12 protein-coding genes are annotated in these 15,590 nt (G+C 40.8%); 5 read left to right on the forward strand and 7 right to left on the reverse strand.

Annotated features, from left to right (window positions below; translation table 11 throughout):
- Positions 1–56 precede the first annotated feature (56 nt).
- Entirely contained in the window at positions 57–881 is an 825-nt protein-coding gene (locus CTY47_RS02875; RefSeq protein WP_099463329.1) for an endonuclease VIII, read from the forward strand.
- 11 nt (positions 882–892) lie between these two features.
- Positions 893–2,512 carry an RluA family pseudouridine synthase gene (locus CTY47_RS02880; RefSeq protein ID WP_099464053.1) on the forward strand — a complete coding sequence of 540 codons (1,620 nt, stop codon included), beginning with the start codon at positions 893–895 and terminating at the stop codon, positions 2,510–2,512.
- A gap of 6 nt (positions 2,513–2,518) precedes the next feature.
- On the opposite strand, the gene CTY47_RS02885 is transcribed toward CTY47_RS02880, so the two are convergent.
- From CTY47_RS02885 to CTY47_RS02900, 4 genes are read right to left on the reverse strand one after another with little or no spacing between them, the layout of a single operon-like run.
- Complete coding sequence (locus tag CTY47_RS02885) at positions 2,519–3,760, reverse strand: MFS transporter (RefSeq protein ID WP_099463330.1); 1,242 nt, start codon at positions 3,758–3,760, stop codon at positions 2,519–2,521.
- A complete protein-coding gene (locus tag CTY47_RS02890) occupies positions 3,757–4,536 on the reverse strand; it encodes an amidohydrolase (protein ID WP_099463331.1) in 780 nt (259 codons plus the stop codon). The genes CTY47_RS02885 and CTY47_RS02890 overlap by 4 nt, the downstream gene beginning before the upstream one ends.
- An 11-nt stretch (positions 4,537–4,547) precedes the next feature.
- Positions 4,548–5,096: a 1-acyl-sn-glycerol-3-phosphate acyltransferase gene (locus CTY47_RS02895; protein ID WP_099463332.1), complete on the reverse strand. Its 549-nt coding sequence runs from the start codon at positions 5,094–5,096 to the stop codon at positions 4,548–4,550.
- Positions 5,097–5,098: 2 nt separating this feature from the next.
- Positions 5,099–5,389, reverse strand: coding sequence for a hypothetical protein (locus CTY47_RS02900; protein WP_099463333.1), 291 nt, complete (start codon positions 5,387–5,389; stop codon positions 5,099–5,101).
- 128 nt (positions 5,390–5,517) lie between these two features.
- Here CTY47_RS02900 and CTY47_RS02905 point away from each other — a divergent pair, with 128 nt between their 5' ends.
- Together CTY47_RS02905 and glgP are read left to right on the forward strand one after the other, a co-directional pair.
- Positions 5,518–7,176: a glycosyltransferase gene (locus CTY47_RS02905; RefSeq protein ID WP_099463334.1), complete on the forward strand. Its 1,659-nt coding sequence runs from the start codon at positions 5,518–5,520 to the stop codon at positions 7,174–7,176.
- Positions 7,177–7,280: 104 nt separating this feature from the next.
- Complete coding sequence (gene glgP / locus CTY47_RS02910) at positions 7,281–9,851, forward strand: alpha-glucan family phosphorylase (protein ID WP_099463335.1); 2,571 nt, start codon at positions 7,281–7,283, stop codon at positions 9,849–9,851.
- A gap of 155 nt (positions 9,852–10,006) precedes the next feature.
- Here the strand turns inward: glgP and CTY47_RS02915 are convergent, their stop codons facing one another.
- The 3 genes from CTY47_RS02915 to CTY47_RS17240 all read right to left on the reverse strand — a co-directional run bounded on the left by CTY47_RS02915 (position 10,007) and on the right by CTY47_RS17240 (position 13,151).
- The gene (locus tag CTY47_RS02915) at positions 10,007–11,452 is read right to left on the reverse strand and encodes an OmpP1/FadL family transporter (RefSeq protein WP_099463336.1); all 1,446 of its coding nucleotides are present in this window, start codon (positions 11,450–11,452) and stop codon (positions 10,007–10,009) included.
- A gap of 401 nt (positions 11,453–11,853) precedes the next feature.
- Positions 11,854–12,795 (reverse strand): IS3 family transposase, encoded by a 942-nt coding sequence (locus CTY47_RS17235; RefSeq protein WP_317044048.1) that lies wholly within the window; start codon positions 12,793–12,795, stop codon positions 11,854–11,856.
- Positions 12,726–13,151, reverse strand: coding sequence for a transposase (locus CTY47_RS17240; RefSeq protein ID WP_233202055.1), 426 nt, complete (start codon positions 13,149–13,151; stop codon positions 12,726–12,728). Before CTY47_RS17240 ends, CTY47_RS17235 begins: the two co-directional genes overlap by 70 nt.
- A gap of 254 nt (positions 13,152–13,405) precedes the next feature.
- Here CTY47_RS17240 and CTY47_RS02925 point away from each other — a divergent pair, with 254 nt between their 5' ends.
- The gene (locus CTY47_RS02925) at positions 13,406–15,565 is read left to right on the forward strand and encodes a CRISPR-associated helicase/endonuclease Cas3 (protein WP_099463337.1); all 2,160 of its coding nucleotides are present in this window, start codon (positions 13,406–13,408) and stop codon (positions 15,563–15,565) included.
- The last annotated feature ends 25 nt before the right edge of the window (positions 15,566–15,590 follow it).

Genomic DNA, 15,590 nt, shown 5'->3' on the forward strand with positions numbered 1-15,590 from the left:
TATTAACTGAATTACACACGTCATTAGAATAACATTATAAATCAGGCTTACAGAATATGATAGAATTACCCGAAGCAATCACTATTGGCCGCCAGGTGAATCAAACGCTTGCCGGACGCACAGTAACGGATGTATACGGAGCTACCCACCTGCACAAGTTTACATTCTTCAACGATACACCCGAAGCATACTGCAAATTACTTGCAGGCAGACGCATTGATTCGGCAGAAGGGAAAGGGATATTTGTAGACATCAAGTTCGACAACAATATATTCCTAAGTATTTTCGACGGTATAAATATGCGCTATAACGAGAGCAAAACAACTATTCCAACGAAATACCAGATGCTGATTACATTTGACGATAATTCATTTATCAGCTTCAATACTATCATGTATGGCGGCATTTACGCCTTCAGTGAAACACTGGATAATAAATACCAGACTCTCAGCCTGGAAAGTATTTCGCCTTTAAGTGACGCTTTCAACGAATCTTACTTTGACAAACTGGTTTCCGCCGAGAAGAAAAACATAACGACGAAAGCTTTGCTCGCAACGGAACAACGTATTCCGGGTGTGGGTAACGGTGTCTTACAAGATATTTTATTTAATGCAGCCATTCACCCCAAGCGCAAAATATGGTCTTTTACAGATGAAGAAAAACAACGTTTGTTTCGCTCGATCAAAGCCACCCTGCAACAAATGACGGATGGCGGCGGAAGAGATACGGAAACCGATTTCTTCGGAAACAAAGGCGGCTACAAGTCGATATTGTCGAAAAATACATACGATTTGCCTTGTCCGCGCTGTGGCTACGGCATTGTGAAAGAAGCCTATATGGGAGGGTCGGTTTACTATTGTCCCGAATGCCAAAAACTATAAAACCACGCGGCATGTTTCATTTACTTCATATACAGGATTCGTCCCCTGCCCTGCCTCAACGGTTTACCTATCCTTTCCATTATATACCTCATCCGTTATGTGTACAGGCCGCCCAAGAAGTGCAAGCTTATCTGGAAAAACAAGAAGAATGGAGAGAGGAACTGGAACAAGGAAAGATGTTTGGTGTATTGATCACAAAGAATCATATGGGAAAACTGGGCTTTCTGGCAGCTTTCTCGGGTACGTTGGCCGGAAAGAACCTACATCCCTACTTCGTTCCTCCTATTTATGATTTGTTAGAACCGAAGGGATTCTTCAAACCGGAAGAAGACCGGATATCATCTATAAACAAACAAATCGAAGCAATTGCAGGAAGTAAGGAATACCAGGCATGCAAACAACATCTGAGGCAACAAACAAAGGAAGCCGAATTGTCTTTAAAAGTTGCAAAAGCACAGTTAGCTAATGCAAAAAAGAAGCGGGATGCATGCCGTATGAATCATCCGGATGCGGTAGAGCAAGCTGTTATGATACGTGAAAGCCAATATGAAAAGGCGGAGTTTAAACGGTTGAAAAATCACTGGAAAGAGCGGATCAGTTCTTTGCAAGCAAATGTAGAAACATTTGAACAAGAGATAAACCGGCTAAAGGCCGAACGGAAGGAACGCTCCGCCGCTTTGCAACAAAAACTTTTCGAACAATTCAGGATGCTAAACGCACGTGGTGAAAGCAAGAACCTGTTAGCAATCTTTGAGCAGGCTAAACATCAACTGCCTCCTGCCGGTGCTGGTGAATGTGCCGCTCCCCGTCTTTTGCAATATGCTTATCTGAAGAAACTGCATCCCATAGCGATGGCCGAATTCTGGTGGGGACAATCGCCCAAAGCGGAAATACGGCGGCATGGCTATTATTATCCGGCCTGCAAAGGGAAATGCGAGCCAATTCTCAACCACATGCTTCAAGGATTAGAGGTAGATCCGAATCCATTGGCAGAAGAGCTCCCAAAGGAAACAGAACTCCGTATCTTGTGGGAAGACGAATGGTTAGCGGTAGTGGATAAGCCAGCCGGAATGCCTTCTGTTCCGGGTAAGCTGCATCTGAACTCGGTCTACAGTGAGATGCAGAAACGCTATCCGGAAGCAACCGGCCCTTTGGTGGCACACCGGCTCGACATGGCTACTTCCGGGCTATTGATAGTAGCCAAAACAATGGAAGTATATCAGAATCTGCAAATCCAGTTTAGTAACCGGACAATCAGGAAATGTTACATCGCTTTATTAGAGGGAAAGGTTGCTTTATCTCAAGGCATAATTGACCTACCTCTTTGCCTTGACCCGGAGGACAGACCCAGACAAATGGTGAGCGATAAACACGGAAAACGGTCTGTTACGGAATATCAGGTTCTAGGATATAAGGATGGCATAACCCGAATTGCATTCTATCCGTACACCGGACGAACGCACCAATTACGCGTTCATGCAGCTCATACATCAGGGCTAAATGCACCTATAGTCGGAGATGAATTATATGGAAAAAAAGCTGAACGGCTTCATCTGGACGCCGTTACCATAACATTCCGCCATCCTGTTACAGGAGAAACGATCTGCGTGGAGAAAGAAGAAACCTTTTAAAAAGAATCAGCGTTTAAACTTCAAGAAAGGAAGAACCAAGAAAGCCGGAATACAGCAAATCATCACCCAGACGAAGAAATACTGGTAGCCGATCTGCTCCTGAATCCAACCGGAAGCCATACCAGGCAACATCATGCCTAGAGCCATAAATCCGGTACTGATGGCATAATGTGAAGTTTTATATTCGCCTTCGGCAAACAACATCAGATACATGGTATAAGCAGTAAAACCGAAACCATAGCCAAACTGTTCGACAGCGACACAGGCGTTGATAACGAATATATTATCTGGCATAGCATATGCCATGTATAAATAAACCAGATTTGGCAATGAAATAGCCAAGGCCATAGGCCAAAGCCACTGCTTCAATCCTTTCCGCGCAATAGCCAGTCCGCCCCAAATGCCTCCCAGCAACAAAGACACTACACCAACCGTGCCATAAGCAAAACCTACCTGTGCCGTAGACAGCGCCAATCCGCCAGTCTCGCGACTATCCAACAAAAAGGGAGAAGCCAGTTTCACCAGTTGCGATTCACCCAAACGATAAGTAAGCATAAAGAGTATTGCCGGAATAATACCTTTTTTACGAAAAAAACTGGCAAATGTCTTCATAAACTCAACCATGATGACAGACGGCGTAACCTGAGGACGCGGAGCATCTTCGGTCGGGCGAGGCAATACAGACCGATGCCATAAAGACAGTCCAACAAACAGACCTGCTATAATAAAGAAGATAATGCTCCAGGAGAAAGGAATACGTCCGGTAGACTTTTCCAGAAAACCGGCCAGCATAACCAGCAGACCTTGCCCGGTAATCATGGCCACCCGATAGAAGGTATTACGTATGCCGATGAAGAAGGCTTGTTGATCCTGCGTCAGTCCCAGCATATAAAAGCCGTCGGCGGCAATGTCGTGTGTAGCCGAACTGAAAGCCATCAACCAGAAGAATGCCAACGTAGCCCGAAAGAAGAAATCGCCGGGAAGGACAAATGCAACGCCTGCCATGCCGGCTCCGATAAACAGTTGCATGGCGTAAATCCACCAACGCTTCGTCTTGATCAAATCCACAAACGGACTCCACAACGGTTTGATAACCCACGGAAAGTAAAGCCAACTAGTGAATAAAGCTATATCCGTATTAGATATATCGAGCCGCTTGTACATAATGACAGAGAGCGTCATTACGGCCACATAAGGTAAACCTTCCGCAAAGTACAATGAGGGAATCCAACTCCAGGGATTTTTCATAACTGAAAGATGTCTGCATCCTTCCATGCCGGAAATTTAGCACGAAAGTCATTTAGTTCGTTTTTCAGGAGCGTACATGTACGCATTATCTCTTCCCGCTTACCGGCATCAGCCATCTTTTTACCCCTGGGATCAAACACCATCGAATCTCCACGGTAAGAGAATCCTTTTCCATCTACACCCACACGATTCACGCCACATACATAACACATATTCTCTATGGCACGTGCCTGAAGCAGCACTTTCCATACTTTCTTGCGCGGCTCAGGCCAGTTCGCCACATAAATAAGGAGATCATATTCATTATTTACGTTCCGGCTCCAAACCGGAAAACGGAGGTCATAGCATACCAGCAAACGAATATTCCAATCTTTGTAACGTACAATTACACGCTCATCACCGGCAGAAAAATGTTTATCTTCACCGGCCATGCGGAATAAATGACGCTTGTCATAGTAATATTCTTCGCCATCAGGCGTAATAAAGAATGCACGATTATAATATTTACCGTTTTCCTTTACTATAAAACTGCCGACAATAGCTATACCATACTTATGAGCCCAATTTTTTACAGAACGTATTGTTTCGCCATCCATTGTATCTGCCAGTTTCTCTACTTCCATAGAAAAGCCGGTAGTAAATGTTTCCGGCAGAACGGCTATATCCGTTTTACCGCTTACACGGCGGAGCAACTCTCCATAATATTCCAAATTTTCATTCCGGTCTTCCCATATTATATGAGACTGAACCATACTGATACGCAAATTGTCGGCCATATTATTACACATTAAATTTCAACAAAATTCTCCGGATGACAAGCCGTAATTCCACGATAATGCATACGTATTTCGTGTATATCCTTATCAACATCTCCCGTAGGATAAAATACACCTTTTGTTCCGACTTCTTTCTTTCCATAATCAAAGTAAGCCATCACTATCGGCACATTTGCTTTGAAAGCAATATAATAGAAACCCTTTTTCCATTCTTTTGCCCGCTTGCGCGTACCTTCGGGAGTAATTGCCAACTGGAATTTATCACGCGTATTAAATATTTCCACCATCTGTTCTGTAACAGATGTTCGTTTTCCGCGATCAACCGGAACTCCACCCAACCAATTAAACAACAGGTTAAAAGGGAAAAAGAACCATTCCTTCTTTATAAGGAAGCCTGCATTACACCCAATTGATGTATAAAATAACTTTCCTACGATAAAATCCCAGTTGCTGGTATGAGGCGCAACACATACTATGCATTTCGGCAATTCAACACCATCAACCGGGCCAAGTTTCCATCCTGCTAACCGGAGTATTGCTTTACAAATTTCTTTCTTCATGCTTACTTTTCTTTGCTCAGAGAGCTAATTTCGGTAGCAATGGCATTTACCTCCAACTGCAAGTCAGCTCTGAGCTTGCGATAATATTCTTTAACTAATGCCTTATTTTCCTTCGCATCAGGACGATTGGCACGACGTACATATTCATCTTGCATATCCAAGATTCGAGCCATCACAACATCGGCTTTTTCTTGATTTACGCCGGGAATATACAACTTGCATACTAGTGCTTCTGTAAATAAATCACCAGCCACATAGCTGATGTCTTTCTTTAAAATTCTTCTTTTAGCCATACTTCATTTGTATTTAAACTTCCACAAAGTTAGGAATATTGTTATTAAATACCTTTGAATAATGGAGAAAAACATAAAATAGACTATCTTTGCAAGCGTGAAATTACTGATTATAAACAATATCATATATGAGCAATAACATAACGACGCCAGAGTATCTGTTTGAAAGTAGCTGGGAAGTTTGTAATAAAGTAGGAGGAATTTACACTGTCCTTTCGACGAAAGCGCATACATTACAACAAATCTTTAATGACAAAATAGTTTTCATTGGCCCGGATGTATGGACAGACACAAAAACACCTGACTTCATTGAAGATACAGTCTTGTTTGCCGATTGGAAACAACATGCATTATCCCAAGAGAAACTAAATATCAAGGTCGGCCGATGGAATGTTCCTGGAACGCCTCCTGTAGTCTTAGTCGACTTCAAACCTTTTTTCAAAGAGCGTGATGCTTTCTATTTTTCTATGTGGGAACATTTCAAGGTTGATTCGATGCATGCTTACGGAGACTACGACGAATCTTGCATTTTCGCTCTTGCTGTTGGCAAAGTAATAGAAAGCTTTTATCACTTTTATAAGTTGGAAAACAAGAAAGTAGCCGCCTTATTCAATGAATGGATGTTGGGAATGGGTGCACTTTATATCCAAAAACAACTTCCGGCCATTGCCACATTATTCACAACACATGCCACATCTATCGGTCGTTCCATTGCAGGCAATAACAAAGCTTTATACGCCTATATGGATGGTTATAACGGAGATCAGATGGCCAGAGAGTTGAATATGGAAGCCAAACATTCACTGGAAAAACAAGCGGCTCACTATGTAGATTGTTTTACTACGGTTAGTGATATTACTGCCCATGAATGTAAGCAATTATTAGACAAGGCACCGAATATTGTTACCCCCAACGGCTTTGAACGCAACTTTGTTCCGGAAGGAAAAGTATACACAGAAAAACGAGCTATCGCACGTCGCACATTAATTAATGTAGCAGAGAAACTTTTGGGTAGCCCTATATCTTCGGATGCTTTATTAATTTCTACCAGCGGACGTTATGAATATCGAAACAAAGGTATCGACGTATTTATCGAAGCGATGAACCGCGTACGTACATCCGGTCGTTTGCAACGCGAAGCAATAGCATTCATTATGGTTCCGGCATGGGTTCGTGATGCCCGTGCAGATTTGAAAGAAGTTATAGAAAAAGATATTAAAACGACTTCACCTCTACAAGTACCTTTTATTACACACTGGCTACACCAAATGCGGGAAGATAAGGTATTAAACTATATTACACATGCAGGCTTTACGAATAAGGCATCCGACAAGATGAAAATTATCTTCGTACCTTGTTATCAGGACGGATCCGACGGTATATTCAATAAGGCTTATTACGATTTGCTCATTGGCATGGATGTCACCGTTTACCCTTCATATTACGAGCCTTGGGGCTACACCCCATTGGAAAGTATAGCGTTTGGTATTCCTACAATTACAACAAATCTGGCAGGTTTCGGGTTATGGGCCGCAAAAACAGTATCGGGAAATGATATTAACGAAGGCGTTGCCGTTGTTAATCGTACAGACTTCAATTATTTCGAAGTTGCCGATACTATTGCAAATTATATATTGTCTTACGCACAGAAAGACAAAAAAGAAACTGAAACCATCAAACAACATTGTTTTGACATTGCCAGCAAAGCCGAATGGAGCAAATTTATTACTTATTATAAAACAGCTTTCGGCATAGCATTAGAGCAAGCTCAGAAAAGAAACAACTAAACATAACTCATAATTAAGAAGATAATCCTATCTTTGCACAGTTTTACAAAAAGAAGAAAGATTATCATTTATTCATAAAAAGAAACTTATTAAACTTCACGATAATGAAAATCAAGGCGAATAACGCAAACAGTCCGATCTGGAAAGAGGTTTACTCACATTCAAAGCTTCCTCAGCAGTTGGAACCGCTTTACGAAATGGCTACTAACCTTTGGTGGGTATGGAATCATGAAGGTGCCAAACTATTCCGCAAATTAGATGAAAAGCTTTGGCAAACAACAGAAGGCAATCCTGTACTATTGCTACAAAAACTTCCATATAAACGTATAGAAGAAATTTTGGCAGACAAAGCAATTATAGCGGAAATGAAAAAGGTGTATGCCGATTTCAAAGCTTACGTAAATGTAAAGCCTGATACAACAAAACCGTCGGTTGCTTATTTCAGTATGGAATATGGTTTAACGAATGTGTTAAAAATATATTCAGGAGGTCTCGGTGTACTGGCCGGCGATTATCTGAAAGAAGCCAGCGATTGTAATATAGATTTATGTGCCGTAGGCTTCTTATACCGTTACGGATATTTTACACAATCTTTGTCTATGGACGGACAACAGATTGCAAATTATGAAGCTCAAAACTTCAATACATTACCACTTACACAGGTAATGCAATCCAACGGAGAACCCATGTTGTTGGAAGTTCCTTACCCGGGAAGAACAGTTTATGCACATATCTGGAAAGTAAGCGTAGGACGTATTCCTTTATATTTGATGGATACAGATATTCCTCAGAACAGTGAATGGGATCGCTCTATCACCCATCAGTTATATGGTGGCGACTGGGAAAACCGTATGAAGCAAGAATATTTACTGGGTATCGGCGGTATCATGATGCTAAACAAACTTGGTATCAAAAAACAAATCTATCACTGCAATGAAGGTCATGCAGCACTTATCAATGCTCAACGCCTTGTAGATTATATTCAAAAGGATGGATTGACCTTCAATCAAGCACTTGAAGTAGTCCGCGCATCTGCTCTTTATACAGTTCATACTCCGGTTCCTGCTGGTCATGATTATTTTGATGAAAGCCTATTCGGTCGGTATATGGGCGAATTCCCAGGCAAACTTGGTATCAGTTGGCAAGAATTCATTGATATGGGACGTGAAAACCCCGGATCAAATGAAAAATTCTCAATGAGTGTATTTGCTTTGAACACATGCCAGGAAGCCAATGGTGTAAGCTGGTTGCATGGTAAAGTATCTCAAAAAATGTTCGCTCCGGTTTGGAAAGGATATTTCCCGGATGAACTACATGTAGGATATGTTACAAATGGCGTTCACATGCCAACTTGGGCTGCTACAGAAATGAAGAAATTCTATGCAGAAAAATTCGATAAAAAGTTCTTCAGCGACCAATCTAACAAGAAATACTGGGAAGCAATTCAAAACGTCCCTGATGAAGAAATCTGGGAAATACGCAAGACTTTAAAGAACAAACTGATTGATTATATCAAAGAACAATACAAAGGTAACTGGTTGAAAAACCAAGGTGATCCTTCAAAAGTAATGTCAATCCTTGAAAAAATCAATCCGAATGCACTAATGATCGGTTTCGGTCGCCGTTTTGCTACATACAAACGTGCCCACTTGTTATTTACGGATTTAGACCGTTTAGCAAAAATTGTAAATAACGAACAATACCCAATCCAGTTTGTATTCACAGGAAAAGCCCACCCGGCTGACGGTGGCGGACAAGGCCTGATTAAACATATTGTAGAAATTTCACGTCGTCCGGAATTCTTAGGAAAGATTATCTTCTTGGAAAACTACGATATGCGTTTAGCCCGTCGTTTAATCTCAGGCGTTGACGTATGGCTGAATACACCGACCCGTCCATTGGAAGCTTCCGGTACGTCTGGAGAAAAAGCGGAAATGAATGGTGTTCTTAACTTTTCCGTACTTGACGGATGGTGGTATGAAGGCTATCGCGAAGGCGCTGGTTGGGCATTAACCGACAAGCGTACTTACGAAAACCAACAGTATCAAGATCAATTAGATGCCGCAACAATCTACCATATTCTGGAAACCGAAATAATCCCGACTTACTATGCTAAGAACAGCAAGGGGTATTCTCCAGATTGGATTCAGTATATCAAAAATTCAATCTCAAAGATTGCTCCCGACTATACAATGAAACGCATGTTAGATGATTATGAAAACCGTTTCTATAGTAAACTGGCTACACGTTCGGCTCATCTTCAGGAAAACAATTACGCAATGGCAAAAGAGATTGCTGCGTGGAAAGAAGAAGTGGCAGAGCACTGGGATAGCTTCCAAGTAGAATCATTCACTTGCGACCATGACTTATTGTTAAACGGTCCGGTTATTGGGCAGAATTACACATTTAATTTAGTTATCGACCGTCACGAATTACGAGGCATGCTCGGAGTTGATATGGTAATAACTAAAGAAGATCCGGAAAAACATACACTGGAACTTGTTTCTGTTGAATCTTTCAAACTGATGAAAGAAGAAGGTTCTAAATTATTCTTCTCTCTTACAAGTACTCCGACAGAGGCAGGCAACCTAAACTTAGGCTTCCGAGTTTATCCGGTAAATAAAGAATTACCTCATCGTCAGGATTTCGCTTATGTTCGTTGGTTACAACAATAATAATTTTGATAAACTATAAATATCAAAATGAAGTGAACCCCGAAAGTTAGATAAAAAACTTTCGGGGTTCACTTCATTTTGACACAACCTCTTACTGAATGTTTTAGTTTTGTCCAATAACTGTAACAGTGACTAGTCACAAATCAAAAAACTCCTTAGAACGCATACGAAACACCTATAGAAGGCATTAAAGCATATACATTGTAATGTCCACCGAATGTACGAGGTTTTCCTAACAGATCGAGATCCGTATAAGAACCGTCGCGTCCGAAACCGGTCACATAAGAAAATGCGAAATCAACAGACAAAGATTCCAGCGGACGGAAACTCAAACCGGCCGTGATACCCAACTTATTCATACTCGGAGTCTCCGGATTCAGGTAATTATCCTCTACCGGAGTTTCATCGAAATAAGCACCTAAACGAAGATCGAGACGATTTGTTGCTGCAAACTGAGTTCCCAGACGATAAATACGTGAGTTTTTGTATTTCTTCGGAGCATCGATATCATATTGGCTCAATTCTGAAGCCGGATAGAAATTCACAACCAATGAGTTGTAAGCACCCCAACCGACGAACTGAACTTCTCCCGATACGATCCAACGATCCGTAGGCTTGTAAGTCAAACCGACATTCCAGTTATCCGGTAGCGGCAATTCAGCTGAGAAAGTAGCCTGGTCTAACGGGGGAATCTGAATACCATCTTTAGGAATACCCGGTATAGAACCCAGTTGGCTAATCAAACCATTCACCTGTTCCAACAATCCTTTGAAGCCTAATTCATTGGCATAGCTCAAACGAACATCGCCTTCTTTTACACGGGCTTTTACTTTTGAACGGTAAGATACACCGACAGTAAATTTATCGTTAATATCGTACATGGCTCCGACATTGAACCCCAGACGAATACCGGCATCCCCCTTCAAAGAAGCAGAAACTGCAGATGTTTCGTCATATTTGGACATTTCTGACACGAGTTGATCGACAATCGGCTTATATTGAGGCATAGCTTCCAATATCGGACCGAGTTGCCCCATCATACTTTCAGCCAAACCAGTCATTGCACGCGGCGCTATCAAGGCACGGTTCAGTTCGATATTACCAAATTCCATCATCAGACCGGCACCAATACTCAGGTTATCCATAATCTTCCAGGAAACAGTAGGTTGAATATTGAACGCTTTTAAAGAGATATCCTGTACCAGGTGAGCACCTTTCCAGTCGCGCCCCCAGTTAATGGCACTACCATAAGGGGTATTTACACTGATACCGGCAGCGAGGAAATCATAAATCTTAAAACCGGCATATACAAACAAAGGCGTACTTGCCTTATTATCCGTTTTTTGAACGTATCCATTATCTCCCGCAAACTTACCGTTGGCAAACACACCAGTTATACCGGCCGATAAGTCTACACTCTTATCCATAAAAACCATACCGGCCGGATTAAAATGCATACTTTCAGCTCCCAGTTTCATAGCAGTACCCACATGGCCCATACCAGACTGCTTTGTACTTTGTGCATTCACCTGATAACCTTCTGCCGCAGCATAAGACATTGGAAGCATGGAAAGACATGCTAAAGCGATAATTTTCTTCATAAATTATTAATTAGTTAATACCTCATTCTATTGCCATCCCTGGCACAAACGGGGACAAAGATAAAATACTTTTTCTTACCATTGCACATTTTCAGCCAAATTGTGCGGCACAAAGAAGCGCTTTTTGTGCAAAACGGTTCATCAAACAAATGCACAGTTAGCTTTACAGATTATCCTGACCCATTATTTACGTGAATAAGCATGCGCTCTCATTAAAAAAGATCCCGATGATTTAAAAAAAAGACCCTGATGTTTTTGAAAAAAGATCCCGATGATTTGACAAAAACGATTTCATTGTTGCAAAGGGAAGTTTTTTCAATTTGTCGATAATTTTAGAACCTTATTTATTTTGACTAGTCCTAAATAACCGTTACAGTTATTGGACAAAACTAAAACATTTATCACAGTTCAGCAAGGCTAGCCTTGCTGAACTGTTTGTTTTTATAACTTTTAATTTTAATCTGCCTCTGATGGTGCATATACTCCGGTGTTTTGTATCCGCACGAGTAATGTGGTCTGAGATTATTATATTTATAAACAGCATCCTTTACCAGACGCTTCATCTGTGCCAATGGAAGATTAAGGTCTTCAAGCAGAAACTCATGTTTGAGTATCCCGTTTATCCTTTCTGCTATGGCATTTGCATAAGGATCATAGGACTCAGTCATGCTCGGTATGATATGATACCGTTTCAATAATCTCTGATATGCATCGGAGCAGTATTGTATACCACGATCTGAGTGATGTATTAAGGGTTCCTCCCTGTACAATCGGTTGCCGTTGGCCATCTTTAAGGCATTAAGGGTACCCTGAGTGTCCAAAGAACAGGAAAGGTCATATCCCATAACCTTCTTTGAATAAGCGTCTGTAACCAATGAGAGATACAAGTGACTGTTTCTATTTCTTATATAGGTTATATCCGAAACCCAGATTTCTTCCGGACGTATAGATTCCATATTTGCCACAAGGTTCTTGTGCCTGTGGAACCGATGGTGGGAGTTGGTCGTCACATGATAGGAACGGACAGGCTTTATGAGCATGTGGTTGGCACGTAGTATGTCAAACAGCCTGTCACGGCCAACTTTCTTCTCTTTCAATACCGGCTGAAGCATATGATAGAGTTTACGGGTACCTATATGGGGCATCTCCAAACGGAGACCCTGTACTATCTCTACAACTTCGGTAGCTTTTTGGCGACTCCTGTCTATACTCCAATGCTGACGGTAATATTTTTGCCTGCTTATCCCGAGCAGTCGGCAGATCCCGCTGATACTTACGGATTTTTCTTCTTTGTATTGGAGGACTGTTCGGGAAAGGAGTTTTTTCGGATATCGATGTGATATTCCTTTTCTGCGATATCTATCATCATATCAAAGAATTCGGCTTTTATATCCTTTAATTCGAGTTCCTTCTCCAGGCGGGCGTTCTTGCGCTCCAACAACTTTATTTTCTGCTCCAATTCAAGCAGTTGCTGTTCCTTACTCTTTTCCACGGGACAATGAGATTTGTTTGACACGTCAAAGTTACCATATTTTTCAATCCAACGTTTTAATGTATGGCTTCCTTGTATGCCATATTTACGCTGAATAGTCTCCATACTTAGCCGGCTTGTTTCATACTCTTGAACTACTGATAATTTAAAGGACATGCTGTAATCCTTTTGTGTACGTCTAATGTACTTGGTTTCTGACTTTTTCATTTCGTTACTTAATTTGGTGTAACGCTATTTTAGGACTAGACATTTTGATCAAAAAAAGAGGCAGGCTTCTTTTAGAAGTTTACCTCTTATTTACCAACAATTGTTTCTATCCACGCATTTGTAATTTTGCGACAATTTAAGTAATATTCTAAATTTCGCATGTAAAGATAAAAATATCTTTCTTTTTTCTTGTTGGTTTTATTTATTATTTGCACATTTGCAAAACACAAAACGTTTACCATCAATTGAACATTATGATATCACACCTAAAGCTAAACACAGATAATCAATGGATTATTCAATCTAACGAGAAACACAGTAATAATGTTAGCATATTAGCTCAACGTTTTTCTGAAGATTTTAAAAGCGGTATATGGGGTAAATTCATTGGACTTTTACATGATCTGGGTAAAGAGAATCCCGAATTTCAACGATATATTAGTGGAGTTAGTGGTTATAAACCAGAATTTGCCGGAAACAGACACGTGAATCACGCCTATGTGGGAGCCCTTGCAGCAAGGAAGATCTTCCCAAAAGAGTTTTTTATTTTGAGTTATTGTATTATGGGGCATCATGCGGGGCTACCGGATTGTGGAAACTTTGACAATACAATGAAGTCTCCTTTTCCTAAAGATGTGACTGTTCCATTTTATAAAGAAAACACGCTTCCTTTGCCATTTCAACTTCAATTATCTGAAATTCATATCTGGATCAGGATGCTGTTTTCGTGCTTGGTAGATGCTGATTATCTGGACACTGAAGAATTTATGAACGAAGAACAATCTAAGTTGCGCAAAAATAAAGCAAAACTACATGAGCTACTTCCCCCCTTAAAAGATCATTTATATCAATTAAAAAAGCACGCTTCAGACACTCCGCTAAATAAAATACGAGAAGAAATTCAGAAAAAATGCTTTGATGCTGCTTCAATTCGGCCCGGATTCTTTAGTCTTACTGTTCCTACCGGAGGCGGAAAAACGCTTTCATCACTGGTATGGGCAATCAACCATGCTCTGAAATATGGAAAAAAACGTGTTATCATTGCTATTCCTTATACCAGTATTATTGTTCAGACTGCCCAGATATTACGGGATATTTTCGGACCGGAGAACGTATTGGAGCATCATTCAAATACAATAAAAGAAACTTATGCAAACCCAAAGTTGCAGGAACAAATGAAACTGGCCACAGAAAACTGGGATGCACCCATTATTGTGACAACGAATGTTCAGTTATTCGAATCGCTTTTCTCCAACCGTCCCTCTAAATGCAGGAAACTACATAATATATGCAATAGCATTATCATTCTGGATGAAGTTCAGACATTACCACTGAACTATCTGCGACCGATTATCGATTGCTTAAAGGCATTACAAAACTTATTCGGCACATCGATACTTTTTACAACAGCAAGCCAGTCGGCCATCGACGGCGATATCCGTTGCGGCAAATCGAACAAAGACCACTTTGATGGCATTCAAAACATACACGAAATTATATCTGATCCGGAACAGCTTTCAGTACAACTCAGAAGGGTACAAATACACATGGATACCGATATATCGAACTATAATGAGATAGCCGAACGAATAGCCAGACACAAACGGGTTTTATGCATTGTCAATACCCGTGCGGATGCAAAGGAAATTTATACCCGTTTGCCGGAAGATGAATTTACATTTCATTTATCGCGCATGATGTGCCCTGTCCACATCCGCGAAACAATTAAAACGCTAAAAAAAGCACTTTTATCAGAAGATATTCCTATTATCAGAGTAGTAGCGACACAACTAATTGAAGCAGGAGTAGACATAGACTTCCCAGTTGTATTCCGGCAAGAAGCGGGATTAGATTCGATTATCCAGGCTGCAGGACGATGTAACCGGGAAGGTAAGCTTAAAAGTGGAAATACCTACGTGTTTAAACTCGAAAAGACATACAGAGGAAGCATTTCACTGGCATTGAGCGCATTGAAACGATTAAGCGAAGAAAGTGACTGGCTTTCCCCTGATACGATAAAGAGCTACTTTAAACACTTATACTATAATATAAACTCATTTGATGAAGCCAGAATCTGTGATGCTCTCTATACCACTAACGATTTCTATTTTAAAACGGCCGCCGATAACTTTCGGTTGATCGATAATAAAGGTATAGGCGTCATTGTCAACTATCAAAACAGTATAGCGCTGATTGAAAGGCTAAAATCCGAAGGTCCTTCTTATCAGTTAATGAAAGAATTAAATCAATATACGGTTCACGTGTACGAGAAAGACTTAAAAAAGTTCTGCAAATATGGTTTGATAGAGGAAATATTAGAAGGCATCTTCTTCCTTTCGGAGAGAAAGCAATATGATCCTAAAATTGGTTTGGTTTTAGAAAACCACTGGTTGAACGAAATTTTGACAATATAAAACGGATTGTTAACGATAAAATAAA

It is taken from the genome of Parabacteroides provencensis, from assembly GCF_900232875.1.
Classification (GTDB): Bacteria; Bacteroidota; Bacteroidia; order Bacteroidales; family Tannerellaceae; genus Parabacteroides; species Parabacteroides chinchillae.

Bases quoted from the DNA above. Each gene is read 5' to 3' on its own strand.
- CTY47_RS02875 (WP_099463329.1), top strand. From the start codon at position 57: ATGATAGAATTACCCGAAGCAATCACTATTGGCCGCCAGGTGAATCAA.
- CTY47_RS02880 (WP_099464053.1), top strand. From the start codon at position 893: ATGTTTCATTTACTTCATATACAGGATTCGTCCCCTGCCCTGCCTCAA.
- CTY47_RS02885 (WP_099463330.1), bottom strand. From the start codon at position 3,760: ATGAAAAATCCCTGGAGTTGGATTCCCTCATTGTACTTTGCGGAAGGT.
- CTY47_RS02890 (WP_099463331.1), bottom strand. From the start codon at position 4,536: ATGGCCGACAATTTGCGTATCAGTATGGTTCAGTCTCATATAATATGG.
- CTY47_RS02895 (WP_099463332.1), bottom strand. From the start codon at position 5,096: ATGAAGAAAGAAATTTGTAAAGCAATACTCCGGTTAGCAGGATGGAAA.
- CTY47_RS02900 (WP_099463333.1), bottom strand. From the start codon at position 5,389: ATGGCTAAAAGAAGAATTTTAAAGAAAGACATCAGCTATGTGGCTGGT.
- CTY47_RS02905 (WP_099463334.1), top strand. From the start codon at position 5,518: ATGAGCAATAACATAACGACGCCAGAGTATCTGTTTGAAAGTAGCTGG.
- glgP (WP_099463335.1), top strand. From the start codon at position 7,281: ATGAAAATCAAGGCGAATAACGCAAACAGTCCGATCTGGAAAGAGGTT.
- CTY47_RS02915 (WP_099463336.1), bottom strand. From the start codon at position 11,452: ATGAAGAAAATTATCGCTTTAGCATGTCTTTCCATGCTTCCAATGTCT.
- CTY47_RS17240 (WP_233202055.1), bottom strand. From the start codon at position 13,151: ATGAAAAAGTCAGAAACCAAGTACATTAGACGTACACAAAAGGATTAC.
- CTY47_RS02925 (WP_099463337.1), top strand. From the start codon at position 13,406: ATGATATCACACCTAAAGCTAAACACAGATAATCAATGGATTATTCAA.